Origin of the sequence: Tardiphaga sp. 709 (genome assembly GCF_032401055.1) — a bacterium.
GTDB lineage: Bacteria > Pseudomonadota > Alphaproteobacteria > Rhizobiales > Xanthobacteraceae > Tardiphaga.
This window is the reverse complement of record NZ_CP135529.1, coordinates 1,794,577-1,816,821: the sequence shown is the minus strand read 5'-3', so window position 1 is coordinate 1,816,821 and position 22,245 is coordinate 1,794,577. Positions and strand designations below refer to the sequence as shown.

Annotated in this window: 20 protein-coding genes; 16 read left to right on the top strand and 4 right to left on the bottom strand. The window is 62.7% G+C overall.

The genetic code is table 11. The features are described from left to right. The first annotated feature begins 43 nt into the window (after positions 1–43). From RSO67_RS09140 to RSO67_RS09130, 3 genes are read left to right on the top strand one after another with little or no spacing between them, the layout of a single operon-like run. Positions 44–1,543, top strand: coding sequence for a lipid II flippase MurJ (locus RSO67_RS09140; RefSeq protein ID WP_315843224.1), 1,500 nt, complete (start codon positions 44–46; stop codon positions 1,541–1,543). Positions 1,544–1,597: 54 nt separating this feature from the next. Then, a complete protein-coding gene (locus tag RSO67_RS09135) occupies positions 1,598–2,620 on the top strand; it encodes a polysaccharide deacetylase family protein (protein WP_315843223.1) in 1,023 nt (340 codons plus the stop codon). After that, positions 2,613–3,779, top strand: coding sequence for a glycosyltransferase family 4 protein (locus RSO67_RS09130; protein WP_315843222.1), 1,167 nt, complete (start codon positions 2,613–2,615; stop codon positions 3,777–3,779). The genes RSO67_RS09135 and RSO67_RS09130 overlap by 8 nt, the downstream gene beginning before the upstream one ends. A gap of 14 nt (positions 3,780–3,793) precedes the next feature. Here the strand turns inward: RSO67_RS09130 and RSO67_RS09125 are convergent, their stop codons facing one another. Together RSO67_RS09125 and RSO67_RS09120 are read right to left on the bottom strand one after the other, a co-directional pair. After that, entirely contained in the window at positions 3,794–4,972 is a 1,179-nt protein-coding gene (locus tag RSO67_RS09125) for a glycosyltransferase family 4 protein (protein WP_315843221.1), read from the bottom strand. A gap of 452 nt (positions 4,973–5,424) precedes the next feature. Next, entirely contained in the window at positions 5,425–6,348 is a 924-nt protein-coding gene (locus RSO67_RS09120; RefSeq protein ID WP_315843220.1) for an AraC family transcriptional regulator, read from the bottom strand. Positions 6,349–6,497: 149 nt separating this feature from the next. On the opposite strand from RSO67_RS09120, the gene RSO67_RS09115 reads away from it, so the two are divergent. The 6 genes from RSO67_RS09115 to RSO67_RS09090 are packed head-to-tail and all read left to right on the top strand — an operon-like array spanning position 6,498 to position 12,508. Beyond that, positions 6,498–7,724, top strand: a complete 1,227-nt coding sequence (locus tag RSO67_RS09115) for an amino acid ABC transporter substrate-binding protein (RefSeq protein ID WP_315843219.1) — start codon at positions 6,498–6,500, stop codon at positions 7,722–7,724. 30 nt (positions 7,725–7,754) lie between these two features. Then, on the top strand, positions 7,755–8,624 hold the full coding sequence (locus RSO67_RS09110; protein ID WP_092144790.1) for a branched-chain amino acid ABC transporter permease: 870 nt from the start codon (positions 7,755–7,757) through the stop codon (positions 8,622–8,624). Next, a complete protein-coding gene (locus tag RSO67_RS09105; RefSeq protein ID WP_315843218.1) occupies positions 8,621–9,568 on the top strand; it encodes a branched-chain amino acid ABC transporter permease in 948 nt (315 codons plus the stop codon). The genes RSO67_RS09110 and RSO67_RS09105 overlap by 4 nt, the downstream gene beginning before the upstream one ends. Beyond that, complete coding sequence (locus tag RSO67_RS09100) at positions 9,565–10,308, top strand: ABC transporter ATP-binding protein (protein WP_315843217.1); 744 nt, start codon at positions 9,565–9,567, stop codon at positions 10,306–10,308. Before RSO67_RS09105 ends, RSO67_RS09100 begins: the two co-directional genes overlap by 4 nt. After that, the gene (locus RSO67_RS09095; RefSeq protein ID WP_315843216.1) at positions 10,301–11,023 is read left to right on the top strand and encodes an ABC transporter ATP-binding protein; all 723 of its coding nucleotides are present in this window, start codon (positions 10,301–10,303) and stop codon (positions 11,021–11,023) included. The genes RSO67_RS09100 and RSO67_RS09095 overlap by 8 nt, the downstream gene beginning before the upstream one ends. Before the next feature lie 33 nt (positions 11,024–11,056). Continuing rightward, on the top strand, positions 11,057–12,508 hold the full coding sequence (locus tag RSO67_RS09090; protein ID WP_315843215.1) for an aldehyde dehydrogenase: 1,452 nt from the start codon (positions 11,057–11,059) through the stop codon (positions 12,506–12,508). A 22-nt stretch (positions 12,509–12,530) separates the two neighbouring features. On the opposite strand, the gene RSO67_RS09085 is transcribed toward RSO67_RS09090, so the two are convergent. Beyond that, positions 12,531–13,337: an IclR family transcriptional regulator gene (locus RSO67_RS09085; protein WP_315843214.1), complete on the bottom strand. Its 807-nt coding sequence runs from the start codon at positions 13,335–13,337 to the stop codon at positions 12,531–12,533. A gap of 141 nt (positions 13,338–13,478) precedes the next feature. Between RSO67_RS09085 and RSO67_RS09080 the strand changes: the two genes are divergently transcribed. The 7 genes from RSO67_RS09080 to RSO67_RS09050 are packed head-to-tail and all read left to right on the top strand — an operon-like array spanning position 13,479 to position 20,861. Continuing rightward, on the top strand, positions 13,479–14,357 hold the full coding sequence (locus RSO67_RS09080) for a xanthine dehydrogenase family protein subunit M (RefSeq protein ID WP_315843213.1): 879 nt from the start codon (positions 13,479–13,481) through the stop codon (positions 14,355–14,357). Continuing rightward, the gene (locus RSO67_RS09075; protein WP_315843212.1) at positions 14,354–14,851 is read left to right on the top strand and encodes a (2Fe-2S)-binding protein; all 498 of its coding nucleotides are present in this window, start codon (positions 14,354–14,356) and stop codon (positions 14,849–14,851) included. Before RSO67_RS09080 ends, RSO67_RS09075 begins: the two co-directional genes overlap by 4 nt. Further along, positions 14,848–17,142 (top strand): xanthine dehydrogenase family protein molybdopterin-binding subunit, encoded by a 2,295-nt coding sequence (locus RSO67_RS09070; RefSeq protein ID WP_315843211.1) that lies wholly within the window; start codon positions 14,848–14,850, stop codon positions 17,140–17,142. The genes RSO67_RS09075 and RSO67_RS09070 overlap by 4 nt, the downstream gene beginning before the upstream one ends. Before the next feature lie 9 nt (positions 17,143–17,151). Next, on the top strand, positions 17,152–18,156 hold the full coding sequence (locus RSO67_RS09065; protein ID WP_315843210.1) for an amidohydrolase family protein: 1,005 nt from the start codon (positions 17,152–17,154) through the stop codon (positions 18,154–18,156). Positions 18,157–18,209: 53 nt separating this feature from the next. Beyond that, on the top strand, positions 18,210–19,238 hold the full coding sequence (locus tag RSO67_RS09060; protein WP_315843209.1) for an ABC transporter substrate-binding protein: 1,029 nt from the start codon (positions 18,210–18,212) through the stop codon (positions 19,236–19,238). 22 nt (positions 19,239–19,260) lie between these two features. Continuing rightward, positions 19,261–20,091 (top strand): ABC transporter ATP-binding protein, encoded by an 831-nt coding sequence (locus RSO67_RS09055; RefSeq protein ID WP_315843208.1) that lies wholly within the window; start codon positions 19,261–19,263, stop codon positions 20,089–20,091. Next, positions 20,088–20,861, top strand: a complete 774-nt coding sequence (locus RSO67_RS09050) for an ABC transporter permease (RefSeq protein WP_315843207.1) — start codon at positions 20,088–20,090, stop codon at positions 20,859–20,861. The genes RSO67_RS09055 and RSO67_RS09050 overlap by 4 nt, the downstream gene beginning before the upstream one ends. Here RSO67_RS09050 and RSO67_RS09045 read toward each other — a convergent pair. Then, positions 20,858–22,216: an FAD/NAD(P)-binding protein gene (locus RSO67_RS09045; RefSeq protein ID WP_315843206.1), complete on the bottom strand. Its 1,359-nt coding sequence runs from the start codon at positions 22,214–22,216 to the stop codon at positions 20,858–20,860. The two genes, RSO67_RS09050 and RSO67_RS09045, sit on opposite strands and share 4 nt — an antisense overlap. Positions 22,217–22,245 lie beyond the last annotated feature (29 nt).

The following is a 22,245-nucleotide window of genomic DNA, read 5'->3' as shown; positions in this document are numbered from 1 at the left end:
TGAGTTCTCGGACGGCCCCTGATCGGGCCGTAGCGGCGCGCTCATGAGCGGCGCCCGGCACTCGACGCGGAAGTTTACAGCCATTCTCATCAGCGGTGCGCTGACCAGCAAACTGCTGGGCTTCGGTCGCGAGATTCTGATGGCGCAAGTGCTTGGCGCTTCGCTGGTCGCGGACGGTTTTCGTGGCGCGATCACGGCGGTGATGCTGCCGCTAGCCTTCCTGCAGAACGAAACTGTACCCGCCGTGATGATCCCGATGCACCGGGATGCGCTGAAGGATGGCAACGGACCTCAGCGGCTGGGCGCCATGACGGTGGCGATCACCGGCATCGCTATGATCCTGATGATCGGGCTACAGGCGCTCGGCGAGCGGGCTGTGGACGCGCTGGTCGGCGGCTTTTCGGCGGAGGGGCGTAGCCTCACTCTCGACTTCATTCGCATCATGGCGCTGGGCATGCCGGCCTCGGCGATGATCAACGTACTGGCCGCGGGGGAAATCGCACTCGGCCGGACGCGCCTGACGAATATCCGCGCCAGCATCCTGAACATCGCCGTGCTCATGGGTATTGCGCTGGTCGCTGTGTCCGGCAACTTCCATACACTGGCCTGGTCGTTCTCGATTGCCTTCAACGCACTCGGCGCCTGGGGCCTCTACACGATGTGGCGCGAAGGGGTGCTCAGCTTCAAGGGCCTGTCGCTGTCATCGGTGCTGGCATCGGGCCGCGAATTCTTCCGTCGGCTGCGACCGCTGCTCGCGCTACCGGTCGCCGAACAGGCCAATGTCTGGATCGAACGCCTGCTGGCATCGCGGGTCGGGACCGGTGCGGTGGCCTCGCTGGATTATGCGCGGACATTGACCGAAAGCGCGCTGCTGCTGATCAGTCAGCCAGTCGGGCTCGCGGTACTGTCCAGTCATCCGCCAAAGGATGTCGGCGCGCAGATCGAAGGGATCGCGCGGCCTATTCTCGCACTCGCAGTGCCAGCGTCAGTCTTTCTCGCGATGTTTGCGCCGGAGATCGTGCGACTGGTGTTTCTGCGCGGCGCCTTCAACGAGCAGGCGCTGTTCCTGACCAGTCAGGCTTTGCGCGGCATCGCACTTGGCCTATGGGCTGCGACGCTTGGCTGGATCCTGATCCGCATTCTCAATGGTGCAGGCCGGAACTTTGCGGCCGCTGCCATCATCGTCAGTGCCTATCTGGTTAATATCGTAGTTAACCTTCTCACCTCATACCTGCCCACGGCGCATGAATGGGGCACCTTGTTGCTTGGACTGGGTGAAGCCGCCCGTGGTATCGTTCTTCTGGCTGGCGTCATGATCGTCCTGGGGTCCCGGCGCAAGCTGCTCTACCTGATGTTTCTCGCGTGTTTCCCGGCAGCGCTGATGGCACTCTTCAGCTGGCAAATTCATGAGGTTCTGACGGGCCCGTGGCAGCGGCTTTTCGCCGGTGGTTTTGCCTATCTGGTCTGCCTTGCGCTGTCTGTCGCGATGCTGATGCCGGGCGTCTACATTGCGGCATTTGCGCGCGTCCGGGGGCGCTTGTGATTTTGATATGCGTTTTTGTATTAGAGAGTGCCTTGATCGTCTGAGGACTTTTCGATGAAGCACCTGTTATCCAGCGCCGCCCGACGCATGGCGTCTTCCGAAGCGCTGGTTCGCCCGATCAGCATGGCTGCCGATATGTTCATGGGCACGCGTGGCTGCCTGATGACCTTTCATCGCGGCGCCTCCGCTCGGGCCTGGGAGAAGCTGCCGAACCGCGACTTCTATCTCGATACGAATTTTCTCGATCAGTTCCTGTCGCATCTGAAGCGGCGCGGCTGGGATGTCGTGACGATGGAAGAAGCGATCCAGCGCTCGAAGGCTGGAAAGTCCAACGATCGCTTCGTCAACTTCTCCGTCGACGATTGCTATCGCGATACGTATGAGGAAATTGTCCCGCTGTTTCGCCGTCACAATGTGCCGGTGACGCTGTTTGTCACGACGGGCATTCCTGACGGTACGCTTCCGCTATGGGCCGCAGGTCTGGAAGATACCTTGCTCAACAACGACCAGGTCATCCTTGAGGACGGTGCGATCGACGTGCCGACGTCTGATGCCAAGCGTGCGGCGTTCTATCGTATTGCAGACCGTTGGGATGGTCCGCAAGCTGCGGCTTCTTACAAGAAATTTTGCGAACTCAATGGTGTCGACATCGACGCGATGCACTGGAAGCACGCGATCACCTGGGAGATGCTTGAAGAGTTACGCAACGATCCGTTGGTGGAGATCGGCGGCCACACTGTGACGCATGCCCGCATTTCGTCGCTGTCGCCCGATGGCGCACGCTTCGAACTCAAGGGCGGTCGCGACCGATTGGTCGAGCGCCTTGGCATCCCCGCCAGGCATTTCGCATTTCCCTATGGACGTTCGGGCGATTGCGGTCCGCGCGATTTCGCGATCGCGCGTGATGCCGGTTATGCGAGTGCAGCGACGACCCGCAAGGGCCTCGTGCGCAATGGCCAGGATGCCTACAACCTGCCACGCTGCACGATCAATGGTTCGGATCGTAGTCTCGCGACCATGGAGCTCCATCTGTCTGGCCTGACGGGTGTGGCCGCGAGGATGACGGGGCGTGTCTAGCAGTCGTCGTCTCAAGGTCCTCTCGATTGCACATTCCGCCGTCAGCCGCGATGCGGGGCGTCTGCGATACTACCCACTCGTCGGACGCGATGACGTCGATATGCATCTCGTCGTCCCGGCTACCTGGTATCAGTTCGGCCGTACGATTATTGCAGATCCGTCCGATGATCCCGGCATGACCGTGCATGTCATGCCGATCCGCCTGCCGCGTGCGGGCCCGATGAGCTGGTACCTGCATTTTTATCCGGGCTTGCGGCGTCTCATCCGTGAGGTCGATCCGGATGTGATCCATCTCTGGGAAGAGCCGTGGAGCGTCGTCGCGATGCAGGCGCGCATCCTCAAGGGCCGCGCCGCGATGGTCCTGGAAGTCGATCAGAACATCCTCAAGCGCTTGCCTCCGCCATTCGAGTTTATCCGCAAGGACGTGCTGCGGAATACCGACCATATTCTCTCGCGCAGTCCGGAGGCGACAGCAGTCGTCCGTGCGCGCGGTTATGCGGGGCCAGTGTCGCCGATTGGCTATGGTGTCGATCTCGCGACCTTCAATCAGACCGGCGAGCGCCAGGCGCCGATTGCGTCCGGGCGGGGACTGCGTATCGGCTATGTCGGACGTCTCGTCGAAGAGAAGGGTCTTGACGATGCTCTCGATGCCATGAAGCGCGCCACGGCACATGTGACATTGGCAATCATGGGCGAAGGTCCGCATGAGGCGGCGCTGAAGCAGCGCGCAGCCGAACTGGGTCTGACGGATCGTGTGACGTTTCAGGGCTGGGGCAAGCCGGCAGATGTCGCGGCGTTTCTGCGGAGCCTCGATGCGATGATCTTGCTGACACGCACTACCAGCGCCGTGCGCGAGCAGTTCGGCCGGGTGATCGTCGAGTCGCAGGCTTGCGGCGTGCCGGTGATCGGTTCGACCGGCGGCGCTATTCCCGACGTTGTCGGCAAGGGCGGCTGGATCATTCCCGAGCGCGATCCGGACGCGCTGGCGACACTGCTGGATCGGCTTGTTGGCGACCCGCAGCAGTTGCTGGGCCGCGGCGCAGCTGCGCGCGACAACGTGCTGACGCGTTTCACTTACGAGGTTGTGGCGAATGCGCTGGTGTCGGCCTGCCAACAGGCCGTCGATGCAAAGCGCGGGGCTGACCGGCCGCGCCCTTAAGCAGGCGCTTGCGATCAGGCGCCGACCGCCATGGCGCCCGGCGCAAATTCGTTCTTCGACGCCTGCACCTGCTCCAGCAGCTCGATGTAGCGCGAACCGACATAGTCCCAACCGTAATTCAGTGCTGTGGCATGCGCGCCTTCGCACAGCCGAGCCAGTGTCGCCGGATCGGAGAATGCCATCGCGATCTTCTCGGCGATGTCTGCGCCGTCCATCTTGATCTGATAACCGTTCACGCCGTCGACAAGGTAATCCTCGATCCCACCGACCGGTGTCGCAAACACCGGCGTCGAGCAGGCCATGGCTTCCATGCAGACCAGCGAGAAAGTTTCATAGGCAGTCGGCAGTACAAAGGCGTCGGCCGCAGCGTAGAGGGCCGGCATATCGGTGCGGGATCCCGCGAAGACCAGCCGATCGGCGGAGGTTGTCGCCAGTTTGCGATAGGGCGCGGGATTATCCGAACCCACCACAAGCATCCAGACATCGGAGCCGAGGCGCTCGAGCGCGCCGATGGCATGCGCCAGACCCTTGCGGCGAAATTCATGGCCGGCGAACAGCAGAAGCCTGGCGTTTGCGGGGATGCCGAATTCCTCACGAATCCTGAGACCGGCCGCGGTGTCGCGGGCGAAGCGATTGAGGTCGATGCCGTTGGGGATTACGCGGATGCGCGACGCTGGTACCTTGTAGATCTCTTGCAGTTCGGTTGCGACGCGCGGCGAGACCGCGACATACATGCGATAGCGAAGGCCGCCGATCATCCAGCGATCACGCAGGGCCACCCACAGATGCATGGGATTCAGCAGCCATGACCAGGAGCCGGCGTTGCGCTTTTCGGCGAGGCTCTGCGCATTGACGGCGTGTACGACAAGCACGTCGCCCGTCAGGCTGTCGCCGTGGCTGATGATGACGGCTTTGGGATGATGATAGGCGGCGCGCGTCGCCAGCAATGTGAAGGTGGGAACAACAAAAGCGCGACCAAGATAGCGCAGGATGCCGCGCGTCTTGATGTGCGAAAGCCAAGCGCCGACCCGCTCGATGCGCGTACCTGGCGTTGCCTTTTCGCCGACGGCGCTGGCAAGAACTGTGTTGGCGATCTTGGCGCGGCTGAATGCGCATGCGAGTTCGCTGGCCACGCTCTCAACGCCGCCGACTGAACTCAACTCCTGGACGATCTGGACGATCTCGATGGTCATGGGCCGACACTATGAAAACGGGTGAACGCCAATACCGTAGGTGCGCTGATAAGTCGCAATTTCATCAATATCCTGCTTTCGCAGGCTTTTGTCACCAGCACAACGTCTAAGATTTTCACCTTCGCGATAAGGCATATCGGCGGAAACACTCGGACACAGTCGAGCAAATGCAGCCCTGCCGCGCCAAGTAGTATTCCGCTCCACCTGGAGTCGGTAATTGGCGCCGTCGCATGCGTCTTATGGGTGCGATCCTACGTCGATGACGATCTCGTAGGCACCTTTCACCCCGCTTTGGGCCGAATAGTGAACGGCGTCATGAAGTGACATCTGAAACAGAGCGCGGAAATGGATGTTGTGACCCCGATTCAATATCGAGTCATGCTTAACGCGCGCTGTTCCAAATTGATCACGCAGGTTTCAAAGAGACACAGCACTGATCGACGGTGGGACAGTCACGGCCATGCCGCATAGGACGGACCGTGCTGACCTGGATCGAGCCGCACGCGGCGCCGATAGGCGCCTGGCGAGGCGTTTTGATACTTGCGAAAGAAGCGATTGAAATAGCCGGGATCGCGAAAGCCGAGACCATAGCCGATCTGCTCGACTGGCAGATCGAGCTGCCGCAACCGCATACAGGCTTCGTGGATCAGGCGCTGATGCACGATGGCGCGCGGGCTGTAGCCCTTCTCGCGCTTGCAATGTGCGTGCAGCTTGTCGTCAGTGACGCCGAGTGCAGCCGCATAGCGTGCGATAGGCCAGCCGTCGCGATAATGCAGTTCGACCATCTGCAGGAAATTGCCAACGAGGCGAGGACCGTCGCCGCGCTGTGCGGCATCGTCGGGGGCTTCCTCCGAAATCACCGAGCGCCAGAGGTGGAGGCACAGCAACAACACATGCGTCGATGTCATCGTCGCGCTGCCGCGGCCCGGCGTATTCAATTCACGCACCAGCGTGCTGCAGGATTCCGTGACGGCCGCAAAAGTCGTCGCGAGTTGCGCGCCTTCGCGCAGCACCAGCCGGTCGATGGTTCGCCGCAGGTGCAGCGCCTCGGCACTGCCGGCGACGGTGCGGGTGAGGACATCGTCCGACACTGAAATCAGATAGCCTTGTGCGCCGGCTTCGACTTCCAACGTGCCTTCGTGATCGCCGGGAAGCCACAACAGGCCGGGGGACTGAATGGCAACCGTGGTGCCGCGCATCGTGGCGGTGCCGCGCCGGGTTTCGATCACCAGCAGGTGCGAGCGCCTGGCTACCGACTGCCGGATGATCCAGCTGCGCGGCGCCAGTCCGGGTGCGAATCTTTCCGCATGCAATGCCGGAAGCGGCTTCTCCGCGAAGCCGGTGGGACCTGAAACGATGTGCGCGGTCTCGAGCACTGGGACAATCCGTCGCGTGAAATAGCTCGCCTACACGGATCAATACAATCTTTCCCCGGATGCGTCCAATTCCCAGCCCCAAACGCTGGACTAGTCTCCGGCCATCGAACGCCACAAGGCGTCGGTGAAAAGAATTCGGGGAGGATAACATGGTGTCAGCAGTCAAGCGCCTTGCGGCAGGACTACTCGCAGTGGTCGGTGCGGCGGCCGTCGGATGGGGCGGCGCAGCCGAGGCCCAGACGTCGGTCAAGATCGGTTATGCGATCTCGCGCACGGGCCCCGCCGCCGGCGGCGCCGCGGTAACGACGATTCCCAACTACGAGCTGTGGGTGAAGGAAGTGAACGCCGCCGGCGGGCTCAAACTCGGCGACAAGCGCGTCCCAATCGAGGTCGTCCAGTATGACGACCGGTCGAGCGCCGAGGAAGCCGCCAAGGCGCTGGAGCGGCTGATCACCCAGGACAAGGTCGATTTCATCCTGCCGCCCTGGGGCACCGGCCTGAATCTCGCGGTTGGCCCGATCCTGAACAAGGCCGGCTATCCGCACATCGCCTCGACGGCGGTGACCGACCGTGCGCCCGAACTGGCGAAGCGCTGGCCCAACAGTTTCTGGCTGCTCGGCACCAGCGCCGATGCCGCCAAGACGCTGGTTGAGCTGCTGGTGAAGCTGCGCACCGAAGGCAAGATCGGCGACACCGTGGCAATGGCCAGCATCGCCGACGGCTTCGGTATCGATCTCTCTGGTGCCGCCAGGCCAGCTCTTACAGCCGCCAAGTTCAAGCTCGCCTATGACAAGACCTATCCGGTCGGCACGCAGGATCTCAGCCCGATCATCAACGAGGTGAAGGCGCTGAACCCCGACGTGTTCATCGCCTTCAGCTATCCGCCGGACACGATCGCGATCACGGAACAGTCACGCATCTCCGGTTTCAATCCGAAGATCTTCTACACCGGTGTCGGCACGGCATTCCCGCTGTTCAAGCAGAAATTCGGCGCCAATGCCGAAGGCGTCATGGGCATCGGCGGCTGGAATGGCGACAGCCCGGCCATCAAGGACTATCTGGCGCGGCACAAGGCGTCGGCCGCGAATGGTGCCGAGCCGGATCGCTGGGCCAGTGCGGTCACCTATGCCGGCCTGCAGATGCTGCAGCAGGCGATCGAGCGGGTTGGCAAGGTCGATCGCGCTGCGGTCATCAAGGATCTGCAGAGCGGCAGTTTCGACACCGTGATCGGCAAGGTGAAGCTCGAGAACAACATGCCGACCAAGTACTGGTGGGTCGGGCAGTGGCAGGACGGCGAGTTCTATGGCGTCGGCCCGTCGGGTAACGAAGGCGCGCGTGCGCCCGTCGTGCCGAAGCCGGTATGGAAGGCGCAGTGATCGCGTCCCTCCTGCATCTGGTCTGACAGAATGACAAACGCGGTTCTCACCGGCCTAGTGCTGGGCGGCATGTACGCGCTCATCGCCATGGGGTTGACCCTGCAATATGGCGTGGCGCGGATCATGAACCTGTCCTATGGCGAGTTCCTGATCGGTGCGGCCTTTGCGTCCTACTGGCTGTTCACCGGCTGGGCGCTCAATCCGCTCGCAGGACTGGCGTTTGTCATTCCGGTCAGTTTCGGCATCAGCTATCTCTTGTATCGCGTGCTGCTCACGCCGCTGGTGCGCCGCGCGCGCACCCGCGACGCCCTTGAGGTCGATAGTATTCTGGCGACCTTCGGCATGATGTTCATCGTGCAGGGCATCATGCTGACCATGTTCGGTGGCGCTTACTTCAGCTATTCGTTCCTTGCCATTCCTGTGAAGATCGTCGGCGAAGTGTTGGCGCTCAACCGCCTGATTGCTTTTGGCCTCGCGGTCGTCGTTGGTCTGGCGCTGTATCTCACACTGACCCGCACGCGGATCGGCACCTCGATCCGCGCCGTAGCTGTTGATCCCATCGCTGCGCAGCTGGTCGCCATCGATGTGACCAGAACATCGGCGCTGGCCTTTGCGCTCGGCGGCGCGCTGGTGGCATCTGCCGGCGTGCTGATCAGCATGTTCCTGACCTTCAGCGCCACCTCCGGCGTGGTGTTCACCATGAAGGCGCTGATCGTGGTCGTGATGGGCGGCGTCGGCAATTTGCTGGGCTGTCTCGTCGCCGGGCTGGCGCTGGGACTGAGCGAAGCGCTGGTGGCGACCTTCATCGATCCCGGCCTGACGCTTGCGGTGAATTTCGCGCTGTTCCTCGGTGTGCTGCTGGTGAAGCCGGCCGGTATTTTCGGTAGGGCGCAGCGATGAGCCGTACCCAAATGATGACCGGCGCGATCTGTCTCGCAGCCGTGGTTGCGCTCGCATTCGTCCCGATGATTGTCGATGCCTATCACCTCGCGCTCGCGATCAGTCTCCTGCAATTCACGGTGCTGGCGACGGCTTGGGGCATGTTCTCCGGCCCGACGCGCTATGTGTCGCTGGCGACCACAGCCTTCTTCGGTGTCGGCGCATACACCGTCGCCGTTCTGGGCGAGCAATTGCCGTGGTCGCTGGTGCTGCTGATCGCGGCCGTGATCGGCGCGGTCATGGCCGTCATCGTCGGCCTGTCGACGCTGCGGCTGAGCGGCGTGCATTTCGTTATCTTCACCTTCGGTCTCGCCGAACTCGTGCGCCAGATCGTGGTCTGGTACGAGGTCAACAAGACCCGCGTGCTCGGGCGTTACGTCTTTGTCGATATCACCCAGAACGACATTTACTGGCAGCTGCTGGCGCTTGCCGTCATCGTGTTCGGTACTGGCTGGCTGATCGCCCGCTCGCGCTTCGGCTTCGCACTGCGCATCATCGGCGAGGACGAGACTGTGGCGCGGCATTGCGGCATCAACGTCACCATCGCCAAGGTCGCGCTGTTCACCATCACCGCCACCTTCATGACGCTGGTTGGTGCGATCATGGCGCCGCGTTTCACCTATATAGAGCCATCGATCGCCTTCAACGCGACCATTTCCTTCGAAGTGGTGATCATGGCGCTGCTCGGTGGCGCCCATCGCCTGTGGGGTCCAGCGCTCGGCGCCATTCCGCTGACGCTGCTGTTCGACTTTCTGTCCGCGCGCTTTCCCAGCACATCGACCTTGATCATGGGCGTGGTGTTCCTGCTGATCGTCTATGCGCTGCCATCAGGCGTGGTCGGCCTCTGGGAGAGGTTGAAAACCTGGCGACCCACGGCGTCGAAGATGCGGGGAGCGCAGGCATGACCCCCAGCGCAACGCCAGTGCTTCGCATCGAAGGCCTGACCCGCGCCTTTGGCGGTCTCATCGCCGTCAACGGCATCGACCTGACGGTGCATGCCGGCGAGATCGTTGGGCTGCTCGGTCCCAACGGCTCCGGCAAGACCACGGCGCTCAACCTGATCTCCGGCGTGCTGTCGCCGAATGCGGGCGTGATTGCCTTCGCCGGCCACGATATCGCGGGCTGGCCGACCCATCGCATCGCGCGACTCGGTCTCGCGCGCACGTTCCAGCTGGTGCGCGTGCTCGACGGCATGACCTGCGGCGAGAATGTTGAGGCCGGGCTGGCCTTTCATCATGCGCCGCTTGCACGCGACGCGATGGCGGCAGCTGCGGCCGGCCTGCTCGCGCGGGTCGGTCTCGCCGGCTTTGCCGGACGGCCCGCATCGGAACTCACTTATATCGACCGCAAGCGGCTCGAACTGGCACGCGCGCTGGCGCTGCAGCCGCGCCTGCTGCTGCTCGACGAATGGCTCGCCGGTCTGAACCCGTCCGAATTGCTGATCGGCATCGAGCTGATCCGATCGCTCAAACAGGAGGGGCTGTCGATTCTGCTGGTCGAGCACGTGATGGATGCGATCCGTTCGCTCTGCGATCGCTGTGTGGTCATGAGCAGTGGCCGCAAGATTGCAGAAGGGCCTGTAGCTGCTGTGCTGAGCGACCCTGCGGTGATCGAAGCCTATCTGGGAGTGCCGGCGGATGCTTGAGGTCTCCAATATCAGCGTCACCTATGGCCAGCATCACGCGTTGAGCGATGCGGCGCTCCATGTCGAGCGCGGCGAGATCATTGTCATTCTCGGCGCCAATGGCGCCGGCAAGTCATCGTTGCTCAAGGCCATCGCCGGCTTGCTCCCGTCACCAGCCAAGATCGTCAAACTCGCCGGTCGTGATCTGTCCCGTCTGCCGCCTCATGAGATCGTGGAAGCTGGGCTTGCGCTGGTACCGGAAGGGCGTGGTGTATTCGGCGAGTTGACCGTGGCCGAAAACCTGCTGCTCGGCGCCAATCCGAAGCGTGCGCGGGCTGTCGAGGCAGCGCAGCGTGCCAAGGTGATGACGCTGTTCCCGCGGCTCGGCGAACGCTTGGCGCAGACGGTGCGTACCATGAGCGGCGGCGAGCAGCAGATGGTCGCTATCGGTCGCGCGCTGATGTCGAACCCCGACATCCTTCTGCTCGACGAACCGTCCCTTGGCCTCTCGCCACTGCTGGTCCGCGAATTGTTCGCCGCTTTGCGCAAGGTGCGTGAGACCGGTGTCGGCCTGCTGCTGGTGGAGCAGAACGCCCGCGAAAGTCTCGCTATCGCCGATCGCGGCTACCTGATCGAGAACGGCAGGATCACCGGCAGCGGCACCGCTGCAGCCCTTCAATCCGACGACGCCGTGCGCCGCGCCTATCTCGGCGGTCTCGCCAGCGGCGCGGCCTGAGCATTTCAAAAACATCCAACGGAGGACATCGCCATGAACCAGATCAATCTGCTGCTCGAGAACCAGGATGTGCAGGCCATCGACGGCGCGACATTCGATCGCCTCAATCCGATGACCGGCGATATCGCCTCGCGCGCCGCGGCAGCCCAAATCGCCGATGCCAAGCGTGCCGCTGATGCCGCTGCCGCTGCTTTCCCTGTATGGTCGGCGACGGGGCCGGGAGCACGGCGCGCCATTCTGTTGAAGGCGGCCGATATCCTTGCCAGCAAGGCGCCTGACTTCATCGCACTGATGGCATCAGAAACTGGGGCCACCGCCGGCTGGGCCGGCTTCAATGTTCATCTCGCCTCCAACATGCTGCGCGAGGCGGCGGCGATGACGACGCAGATTTCCGGCGAGGTGATCCCGTCCGACAAGCCCGGCTGCATCTCGATGGCGATCCGCCAGCCCGCGGGCGTTGTGCTCAGCATCGCGCCGTGGAATGCGCCGGTCATCCTCGGCGTACGTGCGGTCGCGCTACCGCTGGCCTGCGGCAACACTGTCATTCTCAAGGCATCGGAAATCTGCCCGGGCACACATCGGTTGATCGGCGAGTGCCTGCGCGAAGCCGGTCTGCCGCCGGGCGTACTTAATGTGATCACCAACGCGCCGGAAGATGCGCCCGCGCTGATCGATGCGCTGATCTCGCATCCCGCCGTGCGCCGGATCAACTTTACCGGTTCGACCCGCGTCGGGCGCATCATCGCGCAGACTGCCGCGACATATCTCAAGCCGGTGCTGCTCGAACTCGGCGGCAAGGCGCCGCTGGTGGTGCTCGACGATGCGGATCTTGATGCAGCAGTGGCGGCCGCGGCCTTTGGAGCATTCATGAATCAGGGGCAGATCTGCATGTCTACCGAGCGCCTTGTGGTTGATCAGAGGGTCGCTGATGCTTTCGTGGCCAAGCTCGCCGCCAAGGCCGGTCATCTTGTCGCTGGCGATCCCCGCAAGGGCGATACACCGCTCGGTTCACTGATCGGCAAGGATGCTGCGGATCGCATGCAGGCGCTGATCAAGGACGCCGTGGGCAAGGGCGCCCGCGTTGTGGCAGGCGGCAGCGTCGATGGCACGCTGATGTCGGCTACAGTACTCGATCACGTCACCTCGGCGATGCGCATCTACAGCGAGGAATCCTTCGGCCCGATTGTCAGCGTGGTGCGCGTCGATGGTGTCGAGGAAGCCGTGCGTGTGGCCAACGATACCGAATACGGACTATCGGCAGCGGTGTTCGGCCGCGATATCGCCCGTGCACTGGATGTCGCGAAGCGGATCGAGTCTGGAATCTGCCACATTAACGGCGCGACCGTGCATGACGAGGCGCAGATGCCGTTCGGCGGGGTGAAGGCGTCGGGCTACGGTCGGTTCGGCGGCAAGGCCGGCATTGCTGAGTTCACTGAACTGCGCTGGATTACCATCGAGACTGGCCCGCAGCACTATCCGATCTGATCGTTTCCGTTACACGCGGCCGTCAGAGGCTGACGGCTGCGTAAGCCCTGCTGATATCCGTGGCCGCATGCTGCAGATGTTCGCGCAGCCTGATCTGGCTGGCTTTGGGCGTGCGGAATGCTGGCGTGACGAACGAGACCGCGGCGATCACACCGCTGGAATCGCGGACGGGAACGGAGACGGCATAGACATGCGGCGTGATCTCCGCACGCGACTCCGACCATCCCTGCTCGCGGATCACGGCGAGCTCGCGCACCAGCAGCCTGCGATGTGGTGCGAAGCCGGGATCGCGCCGAACGGCGTCATCGAGGATTGTCTCGCATTCAGCTTCAGGCATATGCGCGAGCAGCATCTTCGGTCCGGCGCCACGGTGCAGCGGCAAGGCCGTTCCGACCTCGAAGGTCAGGCGAATGCGTGACGACGATTCGGCGCGCTCGATACATACGGCGCGATCGGCCGATCGGCGTAGCAGGATGATGGTTTCTCCGACCTCCTGAGAGACGCGCTTCATGAAGGGGCGTGCAATGGAGGCGAGATCGGTGCCGGCTCGGGCCGCCTGAGCCAGGCCGATGACGCGCGGCGCGAGCACGAACGAGCCGCGGCCGTCTTCGTCGATGAGGTCGGCTTCGCGCAAGATGCCAATATACCGATAAGTCGACGACAGTGGCACGCCGATCTGTTCAGACAGGCTTTCTGCGGAATGCCGCGGACGATCGGTGGAGAAGGCCAGCAGGGCGCGAAGTATCTTTCGCGAACTGCCATCCGCAGCAGGAGGACGGTCCGTCTGGTCGACGCGTTTCGACGCAGTTGCGGCTCTCTTGATGGCCAACGGAACCTCCATTCGGTAATGCTTGCCAATGGAAACGGCAGCATGTGGATATCATTTGCGCACCAACAAACATTGCCGTGCGCGTACCTTCTTATAAGATAAGATAGTGTTCTCAGCAATTGAGAAGTAGCAAATCAGCCCATGAAGCTTCCGCCGCTGGACTATATTTGCCCTGCTACGCTGACCGAGGCGATTGCCGCGCTCGCGGCGCATGGTGGCAATGCCAAGGTGATCGCGGGTGGGCAGAGCCTGATGCCGATGCTTGCTTTCCGGCTGGCGGCACCAAGCGTGCTGGTCGATATCGGACGGCTGCCAGATCTCAAAAGTATCAGTATTTCCGCTGAGGGCATCGACTTTGGCGCCCTCGTGACCTGGCGGGATATCGAGCGTGATGCGCGGCTCGCACAGGCGCATCCGCTACTGGCGGCGGCCATCGCCCATGTCGCGCATTACCAGGTTCGTAACCGCGGCACCGTCGGCGGGAGCATGGCCCATGCCGATCCGGCCGCCGAGATGCCGGGCATTGCGGTGACCTGCGATGCGATGCTGACGATCGTCGGATCGACCGGGACCCGCATCTTGAGCGCAAACGAGTTCATCACCGGCGGTCTCAGCACGGTTCTGGAGGCCAACGAAATCTTGACCAGCATACGTCTCCCGCTTTGGAAGAAGGCGCGGCGCTGGGCCTTCGAGGAATTTGCGCGCCGCCGCGGAGATTTTGCGCTGGCGGGTGTTGCCGCATTTTACGACATCGACGCGCAGGGCCTGGCGTATAACGCGCATATCGGGGTCATCGGCGTTGCGGATCGCCCCATGCGACTGCCCGGTGTCGAGGCCATCCTCGATGGCCGCCGGATCGATGCCGACGTGATTTTACAGGCCGGGGCTGCCGCGCGGGACGCGGTCGATCCTGCCGATGATATCCACGCGGAGGCTGCCTATCGCCGCGATCTTCTCGGTGTGTTGCTGGAGCGGGCGCTGGCGCGTGCGGCCGACATCACTTTGCCGGAGGCAGCATGATATCGGCGCGCCCTGTCCGTTTAACCGTCAACGGCACGCAAACGACCGTCACGGTCGAACCACGCGCCACGCTGGCGGATGCGCTGCGCGACGAATTGCACCTGACCGGCACACACCTGGGCTGCGAGCACGGGGTCTGCGGTGCCTGCACGGTCATCGTCGATGGTGCCGCCGTCCGCGGCTGCCTGATGCTGGCGGCGCAGGCAGAAGGACGCGAGATAACCACCGTCGAGGGTCTTGGCAGCGCAGCGCATCTCAGTGCGTTGCAGCTTGCGTTCCGCAAACATCACGCTTTGCAATGCGGCTTCTGTACGGCCGGCATTCTCGCGACGGCGCATGCATTGCTGACCCACGAGCCACATGCAGATGAGGATCGCATCCGAGAAGTGATTTCCGGAAATCTATGTCGCTGCACCGGTTATCTGCCGATCATCGCGGCGATCATGGAAGCCCGCATTGCCTATAGCGACGTGCAATGCGAGGCGGCGCAATGAGCGATATCGCCAAACTCCTGGTCGGCAGCGCGGTCGAGCGCATGGAGGATGCGCGCTTCCTGTCGGGATCCGGCAAATTTGCAGATGACCTTGCCGTCGAGGGGATGCTGCATGCCGCGATCCTGCGCAGCCCCATCGCCCATGCGCGGATCGCGTCCATCGACGCATCGGCTGCGCTGGCGATGCCGGGTATTCACGCCGTGCTTACGGCGCAAGATATCGGCGGCACCATCCCCATCATCCCGCTTCGCCTGGCGCCGCTGCCCGAATTCGAGCCATTCCGTCAGCCTGTCATCGCAAGCGACAAGGTGCGTTATGTCGGTGAGCCCATCGCTATCGTCGTCGCCGACAGCCGCGCCTTGGCCGAGGATGCGCTGGAGACGATCAGCATCGAATTTGAAGCGCTGTCCGCAGTCACTGAGCGCGGCGCAAGTGAAACTCCGCTGTTCGACTTCGCCGAAGATAACGTTGCGCTGCGCTACGATGCCGGGTTTGGCGATGCCGATGCGGCCTTCGCGTCGGCGGACTATGTGCGCACCGAGCGCTTCAGCGTGCAGCGCCACACGGCGCTGCCCATGGAGACGCGGGGCCTTCTCGCAGAATGGAATTCATCGGCCGGTCGGCTCGTCGTCACAGGCGCGACAAAGGTTACGTTCTATAACCGCCGCGCGCTGGCGCAGATGCTGGGCCTTCGCGAGGATGACATCGATCTGATCGAGATCGATGTCGGCGGCGGCTTCGGTGTGCGCGGCGAATTCTATCCCGAGGATTTCCTGATCCCCTTCGCTGCCCGCAAACTGGCACGCCCGGTCAAATGGATCGAGGATCGCCGCGAGCATCTGATGGCGATCAATCACTCACGCGATATCGCCTGCGAATTGTCGCTCGCCTGCCGCAGCGACGGAATGATGCTGGGTTTGTGCGGCCGGGTATTCGCCGATATGGGCGCCTATATCCGCACCAATGGCGGCGTGGTGCCGGCCAAGGCAGCGCAGTTTCTGCCCGGCCCTTATCGCATCCCCAATGTCAGCGTCTCCGTCGAAGCCTTCATGACCAACAAGACGCCGGTCGGCACCTATCGCGGGCCGGGCCGCTTCGAGGCGAATTTCTTTCGCGAGCGGCTGATCGACATGGCCGCCATGGATCTCGGCATCGACATCGCCGAATTCCGGCGCAAAAACCTGATCACCGAACAGGAATTGCCATATCCGATCGATGGGCTCGTGCCCTATGAGGGGCCGACATCCTACGACACCGGCGACTATGTCGAGGTGTTCGAGCGCGCCTTGAAAGAGATAGGCTGGTTCGAGAAACGTCATCTGCAAGGCAAATTGATAGATGGCGTACGTCATGGCATCGGGCTCGGCTGTTTCGTCGAAAGCGGCGGCGCCGGCCCGAAGGAGAACGCCGCGCTTACCCTCGAAAAGGACGGCTCGCTGACGGTGGCCGTCGGCTCATCCGTGCTAGGGCAGGGTCTGGAGACGGTGCTCGGCCAGATCGCATCGGATACGCTGTCGATCCCGTTCGATCGCATCCGTGTGCTGCATGGCTCGACCACGCTGCTCGATGAGGGCTTTGGCACCTATCATTCGCGTGCGGTGGTGATGGGCGGTTCGGCCGTGCTCGACGCCGCCACCCGGCTCCGCGAGAAGATCCTGCAGCAGGCGTCCAATCATCTGGGCAGGCCCAACAGCGAATTGAAGATCGTGAACGCGAACGTCATCGCCGATAACGGCGCATCCGTGTCGCTCGTGTCGCTCGCCGCCGATAGTGAATTACAAGCTGACGGCACATTCTCCAACGATGTGCGCACCTATAGCTACGGCACCCATGCGGCACATGTCACCGTCGATCCACGTACGGGCGCGGTGAAAGTTCTCGATTACATCGCAGTCGAAGATGTCGGGCGTGCTATCAATCCGGCCATCGTGCACGGGCAGGCGATCGGTGCCATCGTGCAGGGACTGGGTGGCGTTTTCCTCGATCATCTGATCTATGACGATCAGGGACAGCTCTTGAACGCCTCTCTGGCCGATTATCTGGTGCCGACCGCGAGCGACTTTCCAGTCCTGCGCGCGGTGACGCTGGAGCTGCGGCCGTCGCCGAGCAATCCGCTGGGTGCCAAGGGCGCGGGCGAGGGCGGGATCGTTGCTGTGGCTGCAGCGACGGCCAATGCGGTGGCGGCAGCACTGGCGCCGCTCGATGTCGAGATTCATCACTTGCCGCTGACGCCGCCGCGTCTGTGGCGCCTCATCAAGGATGCGCGCGAGCGCACGACCAATGCCGCATAGGGACTGATTGTGCCGATCGATATCCATGCCCATTACGTGCCGCCGCAGTTGCTGTCCGCGATCGATGGCCGCGGCGCCTATTGCGGTGTGAGGCTGCTGCCATCAGGGAATGGCAAGCCGCCGGCCCTCGGCTTCGACTATGGTTTCAGGGTTCGGCCGTTCTTCCCGCAACTGGTCGAGCCGGTTGAACAACGCCGTGCCAGCCTCGACCGCCAGGGTCTCGACCGGCAACTGGTCGCCACATGGCCGGACATCTATGGCTATGGCCTTCAGAAAGATGCCTGCGCGCATTGGCATCGTATGCTCAACGATACGCTGGGCGAGTGGTGCCATACTAACAATGACCGCTTTTCCTTTGTCGCCTCGGTGCCGCTGGTCGACGCTGCCGATGCTGCGGCCGAACTCGACCGCGTTGTGGGTCTCGGCGCCGTCGCGGTCATGGTCCCGGCCAATGTTGAAGGCGTCAATATCGGCGAGAAGCCGCTCGATCTGTTCTGGGCCAAGGCGGAAGCCTTGGGGCTGCCGGTCATCCTGCATCCCGTTTTGGTGGATGCTGCGCCGCGTGCCGCGAAATTCGCGCTGACGCAGATCGCCCAATACACGTTCGATACCACACTCGGAATTGGCTCGATCATCTTCTCAGGTGTGCTCGATCGCTTCCCGTCGCTCTCGATCGTCCTCAGCCATGGCGGCGGCACATTTCCTTATCTGCTGGGTCGCTTCGACGTGATGCATGCGCGGATGGATCGCGCGGGGCAGGGCGATGTCGCGCAATGCGATCCATCGGTCTACGCCTCGCGCATCGGCTATGACAGCATCGTGCATGCGCCGAAAGCGTTGCGTTTCCTCGCCGATACCGTAGGCATCGAACGCGTCGCGCTCGGTACTGACGAGTCCTTCCCGCCGGCGGATCGCGATCCCCTTGCCAGCGTCAAGGCTGCGGGCTTTTCCGCTGCCGATATCGAACTGATTGCTGAAACCAATCCGAGGCGTCTGTTTCCACGCTTGCCCTGAGCTGCAGCGCGTTCTGCTGTATCACTTTCATGCGAAATAAAGAGGGACCGATCATGCTGAAACGTCTGCTTGTTGCCGCCGGTGTTGCGATGTCGATGCTGGGTCTTGCGAACGCCCAGGAGATGAAGACGGTCAAGGTGGGGACGACCAATCTGTCATCGGATATCGGTCTGTTCCTCGCGGAGAAGCGCGGTTACTTTAAGGAAGAGGGCGTCAAGGTTGAACTGATCCCGTTCGATTCCGGTGCCAAGATGGTGGCCCCGCTCGGCGCTGGCGATCTCGACGCATCGGCAGGCGCGGCTTCCGCCGGGCTCTATAATGCCGTCAATCGTGGCCTCAAGCTGAAGATGGTGGCCGACAAGGGCACCAATATCGCCGGTTACAGCTACAAGGCGCTGATGGTGCGCAAGGATCTGATCGAGTCTGGCGCGTTCAAGTCGCTCACGGATCTCAAAGGGAAGAAGGTCGCGATCATCGCCAATGGCGCGGCCGATGAGTCCGTCATCAACCAGGCGCTGAAAAAGGCCGGGCTAAAGGACGAGGATATCGAAAAGGTCTTCCTGCCATTCCCGCAGCATCTCACCGCCTTCGCCAACAAGGCGATCGACGCGGCGATCTCGGCGGAGCCGGGTGTGACGGCAATGGTGCGCAACAATGTCGCTGTGCGCTTCGTCGGCCTCGATGATTTCTATCCGGTGCAACAGACCGCCATGCTGCTGATCAATGGCAAGTTCGCCGAGGACCGCAAGACCGTCACGGCCTTCCTCAAGGCCTATCTGCGCGGCGTGCGCGCCTATGCGGCGACGCTGAAGGACGGCAAGATCGCGGGGCCCGGCGCCGAGGACATGATCAAGGACATCGCCGAAATGACGGGGATCAAGGATATGGCACTGCTGCATCAGATCGTGCCGGTGTTCATCGATCCCGACGGTCAGATCAATCTGCCCAGCGTCGAAACCGATCTCGCTTACTTCAAGTCGCGCGGGCTGGTCACCAGCGACATCGAGGCAGCCAAGGTCGTCGACATGTCCTATGTCGATGGACTGAAGCCAGTCCTGGGGCCGTTCGCGCGGCCCAAGTAAAACGGCGTAGAGAAACGTAACGATGGCAGTGCAGATGTCGACAGCAGGAATCGGGGATAGCGGGCCAGTGCCCGCGGCGAAGATCAGTCTGCGCGACGTCACCAAGCGGCATGATACGCAGTTGGCGCTGGACCGGATCACGCTCGATATCCCGGCCAGCACCTTCTTCGTGGTGGTCGGTCCAAGCGGCTGCGGCAAGACGACCTTGCTGCGCATGCTTGCCGGACTGGATGCGCCATCGGAAGGCCGGATCGATATCGCCAATCCGCAGCCCGGCCATCCGCAAAATTCCATGGTGTTCCAGGGGGACTCGTTGTTTCCCTGGATGACCGTGTGGGACAACGCCGCCTACGGTCTGACGATGCGCAATGTTCCGAAGGCGCGCGTCGATGACGTGGTTGGGCACTATCTGAACAAGACCGGCATGTATGGTGCGCGCGTGCTTTATCCGCATCAGCTCTCCGGCGGTATGCGCCAGCGCGTCTCCATCGCGCGGGCCTTCGCCAATGATCCCGATATCCTGCTGATGGACGAGCCGTTCTCGGCGCTCGACGAGCAGAACAAGACATTGCTGCACGAAGAACTGCTGCGGATCTGGGAAGAGACCCGCAAGACCGTGGTCTTCATCACCCACAGCGTCGACGAAGCCGTGACGCTCGGTGATCGCATCATGGTCATGACAGCGGGGCCGGGGCGCATCAAGACCATCGTGCCGGTGGACCTGCCGCGGCCACGCAACGTCGTCGAACTCCGGCACACGCCGGCTTACGGCGAACTGGTCTATGACATCTGGGCGCAACTGCGCGAAGAGGTCGATCGCGCGCGCAGCCGCGAGCCGGGGAGCAAGGCATGAGTTCGGTCCGCGCCCGCTCGCTGTGGGGCGATCGCACCATCAGCATCCTGTCGCCGCTGGTGCTGCTGGGCCTGTGGGAAATCTGCGCCCGCACTGGCATCGTTGATGTCAGGTTTTTCCCGGCGCCCTCGAACATCATTGGGCATCTGTTCGAGCTCGCTTCCTCCGGCGCGCTGTGGCGTCATGTGGGAGCCAGCCTGTATCGCCTCGCTGCCGGTTTTATCGTTGGCTGTGTGCCGGCCATCGTGATCGGCCTTGCTATTGGGCTCTATCGGCCGATACGTGCGGCCTTCGATCCCCTGATCTCCGCGACTTACCCAATTCCGAAGAGCTCCCTGCTGCCGCTGATCCTGCTGATCTTCGGCCTCGGCGAAAGTTCGAAGATCGCAATGGTCGCGATCGGCGTGTTCTATCCGGTGGTGATCAATACCGCGGCCGGCGTGCGACAGATCGCGCCGATCTTCCTCGACGTCGGCCGCAATTTCGGCGCCAGCCGCTTCAACATGTTTCGTACCGTAGCGCTGCCCGGCGCATTGCCGCTGATCATGACCGGCATCAAGCTCGGCGCCGGCATGGGCCTGGTGCTGATCGCCATCGCCGAGATGGTCGGCGCCAAGCAGGGGCTCGGCTACATGATCTGGAATGCGTGGGAGCTGTTCGACGTCCAGACCATGTATGTCGGCCTGTTCGTCATCGCGATCATTGGCTTCGTGATGAACGCCAGCTTCGACGCGCTGGAGCGCGCCATCGTGCCGTGGCGGAAGGGCTAGAGCGTCTTCAACTGCTCGCTCACGGCCAGCAACTGCCGCCGAATGTTGGACGCCGCAGTCACTTCCCAGAACGCGCCGCGCGTCGCCGGGCCGATGGCATAGAAGCCGGGCTGAACATGACCGGCGCTGTCACGCAGCTCACAGGTTGGGGCGACATCGAGGCCGAGGCCGTTGAAGCCAGTGCGGACGTAGCCGGTTGCGAGCAGGGATTTGATGAGCGGATCACCCAGGCGATCATAACGCTCTTCCGGGCCGGTACAGTTGAGAATCCAGTTGGTGGCGAGGTTGATCATCTCGCCGTGTCCACGCTTGCGGATAGTGACGTCATGTCCCGACGGTGTCGCAATCGCGCTGGCGATGCGACCAGCGACCACGTCGAGGAGGTTGTCCCGCTGTAACTCTTCCAGGAGTTCGGCGACGTCGGGCGCCAGCCGATGACGATGCACCATCCAGATCGCACGCAGGTGTCGCGCAAAACGGGCACGTTCGGTCTCGGAGGCATTCCTGTAGAGTTCACCGATCGACAATCGAAACGTGTCGACCATCGTCTGCCATGGAATTCCTGAGGCAACCTTGCGGCGGGTGTCCCTGAGCAACGCCGCCAGAAGGCCGCGCGCAGTGGGCACCGGGAATGACGTCATCGGATCAGGATCGGTCTGCGCCGGCACGTCGATCAGCGGCAGCAACCCGCGCCGCGAGACCATCGTGATGGGCGCGCGCATGCCGCGATGGACGAGATCGATCACCATATCGACCGCGGTGGCGCCGGTGCCGATGACCAGCACGCGATCGTCCTTTCCGATCGGATCGAGCGCGCCCGGCGTCCAGACATTGGTGATCGAGCGCGGCGATGCCTCGATGCCGGGAAATGGCGATGGTGGCTGGTTGCCAAGACAGAGGAACACCAGATCGGCGTCGATGATCGCGCCCGATGCCGTCGCAACGCGATAGCCATCGCTCTGCCGCGCCACACTCAGAGCCACATCCTGCCACGGCGTCACACGCCCGGTGCCGGTCAGTTCGTTGAACTTCGTCGAGATGTAGTCGCCATAGACCCGGCGGGGCACGAAGGATGTCGAGTAATCCGGCCAGTCAGTTTGGCCAGTCTCCGTCAGCCATTCGACGAAGCCATCATCGTCGGCGCCGAGGCCGCCCATCTTGTAAGCGGGGACGTTGATGCGGTGCCACTGGGCTTTCGCGGAATAGGCGAGCCCACGTCCGAAGGCGCCGTCGCGATCCAGCACGGTGATCGTCCCGATCTGCGGCAGCTTGGACAGAATGAGCGCGGCAAAAGCGCCAGCCACGCCGCCGCCGATAACGGCAACGCGCAGAGAATGGGGAGAGGCTGATGTCATGCTGCCAGACGATGCGAGGGAGGGGGTCG

Bases quoted from the DNA above. Each gene is read 5' to 3' on its own strand.
- RSO67_RS09140 (WP_315843224.1), top strand. From the start codon at position 44: ATGAGCGGCGCCCGGCACTCGACGCGGAAGTTTACAGCCATTCTCATC.
- RSO67_RS09135 (WP_315843223.1), top strand. From the start codon at position 1,598: ATGAAGCACCTGTTATCCAGCGCCGCCCGACGCATGGCGTCTTCCGAA.
- RSO67_RS09125 (WP_315843221.1), bottom strand. From the start codon at position 4,972: ATGACCATCGAGATCGTCCAGATCGTCCAGGAGTTGAGTTCAGTCGGC.
- RSO67_RS09115 (WP_315843219.1), top strand. From the start codon at position 6,498: ATGGTGTCAGCAGTCAAGCGCCTTGCGGCAGGACTACTCGCAGTGGTC.
- RSO67_RS09110 (WP_092144790.1), top strand. From the start codon at position 7,755: ATGACAAACGCGGTTCTCACCGGCCTAGTGCTGGGCGGCATGTACGCG.
- RSO67_RS09105 (WP_315843218.1), top strand. From the start codon at position 8,621: ATGAGCCGTACCCAAATGATGACCGGCGCGATCTGTCTCGCAGCCGTG.
- RSO67_RS09100 (WP_315843217.1), top strand. From the start codon at position 9,565: ATGACCCCCAGCGCAACGCCAGTGCTTCGCATCGAAGGCCTGACCCGC.
- RSO67_RS09095 (WP_315843216.1), top strand. From the start codon at position 10,301: ATGCTTGAGGTCTCCAATATCAGCGTCACCTATGGCCAGCATCACGCG.
- RSO67_RS09090 (WP_315843215.1), top strand. From the start codon at position 11,057: ATGAACCAGATCAATCTGCTGCTCGAGAACCAGGATGTGCAGGCCATC.
- RSO67_RS09080 (WP_315843213.1), top strand. From the start codon at position 13,479: ATGAAGCTTCCGCCGCTGGACTATATTTGCCCTGCTACGCTGACCGAG.
- RSO67_RS09075 (WP_315843212.1), top strand. From the start codon at position 14,354: ATGATATCGGCGCGCCCTGTCCGTTTAACCGTCAACGGCACGCAAACG.
- RSO67_RS09070 (WP_315843211.1), top strand. From the start codon at position 14,848: ATGAGCGATATCGCCAAACTCCTGGTCGGCAGCGCGGTCGAGCGCATG.
- RSO67_RS09060 (WP_315843209.1), top strand. From the start codon at position 18,210: ATGCTGAAACGTCTGCTTGTTGCCGCCGGTGTTGCGATGTCGATGCTG.
- RSO67_RS09055 (WP_315843208.1), top strand. From the start codon at position 19,261: ATGGCAGTGCAGATGTCGACAGCAGGAATCGGGGATAGCGGGCCAGTG.
- RSO67_RS09050 (WP_315843207.1), top strand. From the start codon at position 20,088: ATGAGTTCGGTCCGCGCCCGCTCGCTGTGGGGCGATCGCACCATCAGC.
- RSO67_RS09045 (WP_315843206.1), bottom strand. From the start codon at position 22,216: ATGACATCAGCCTCTCCCCATTCTCTGCGCGTTGCCGTTATCGGCGGC.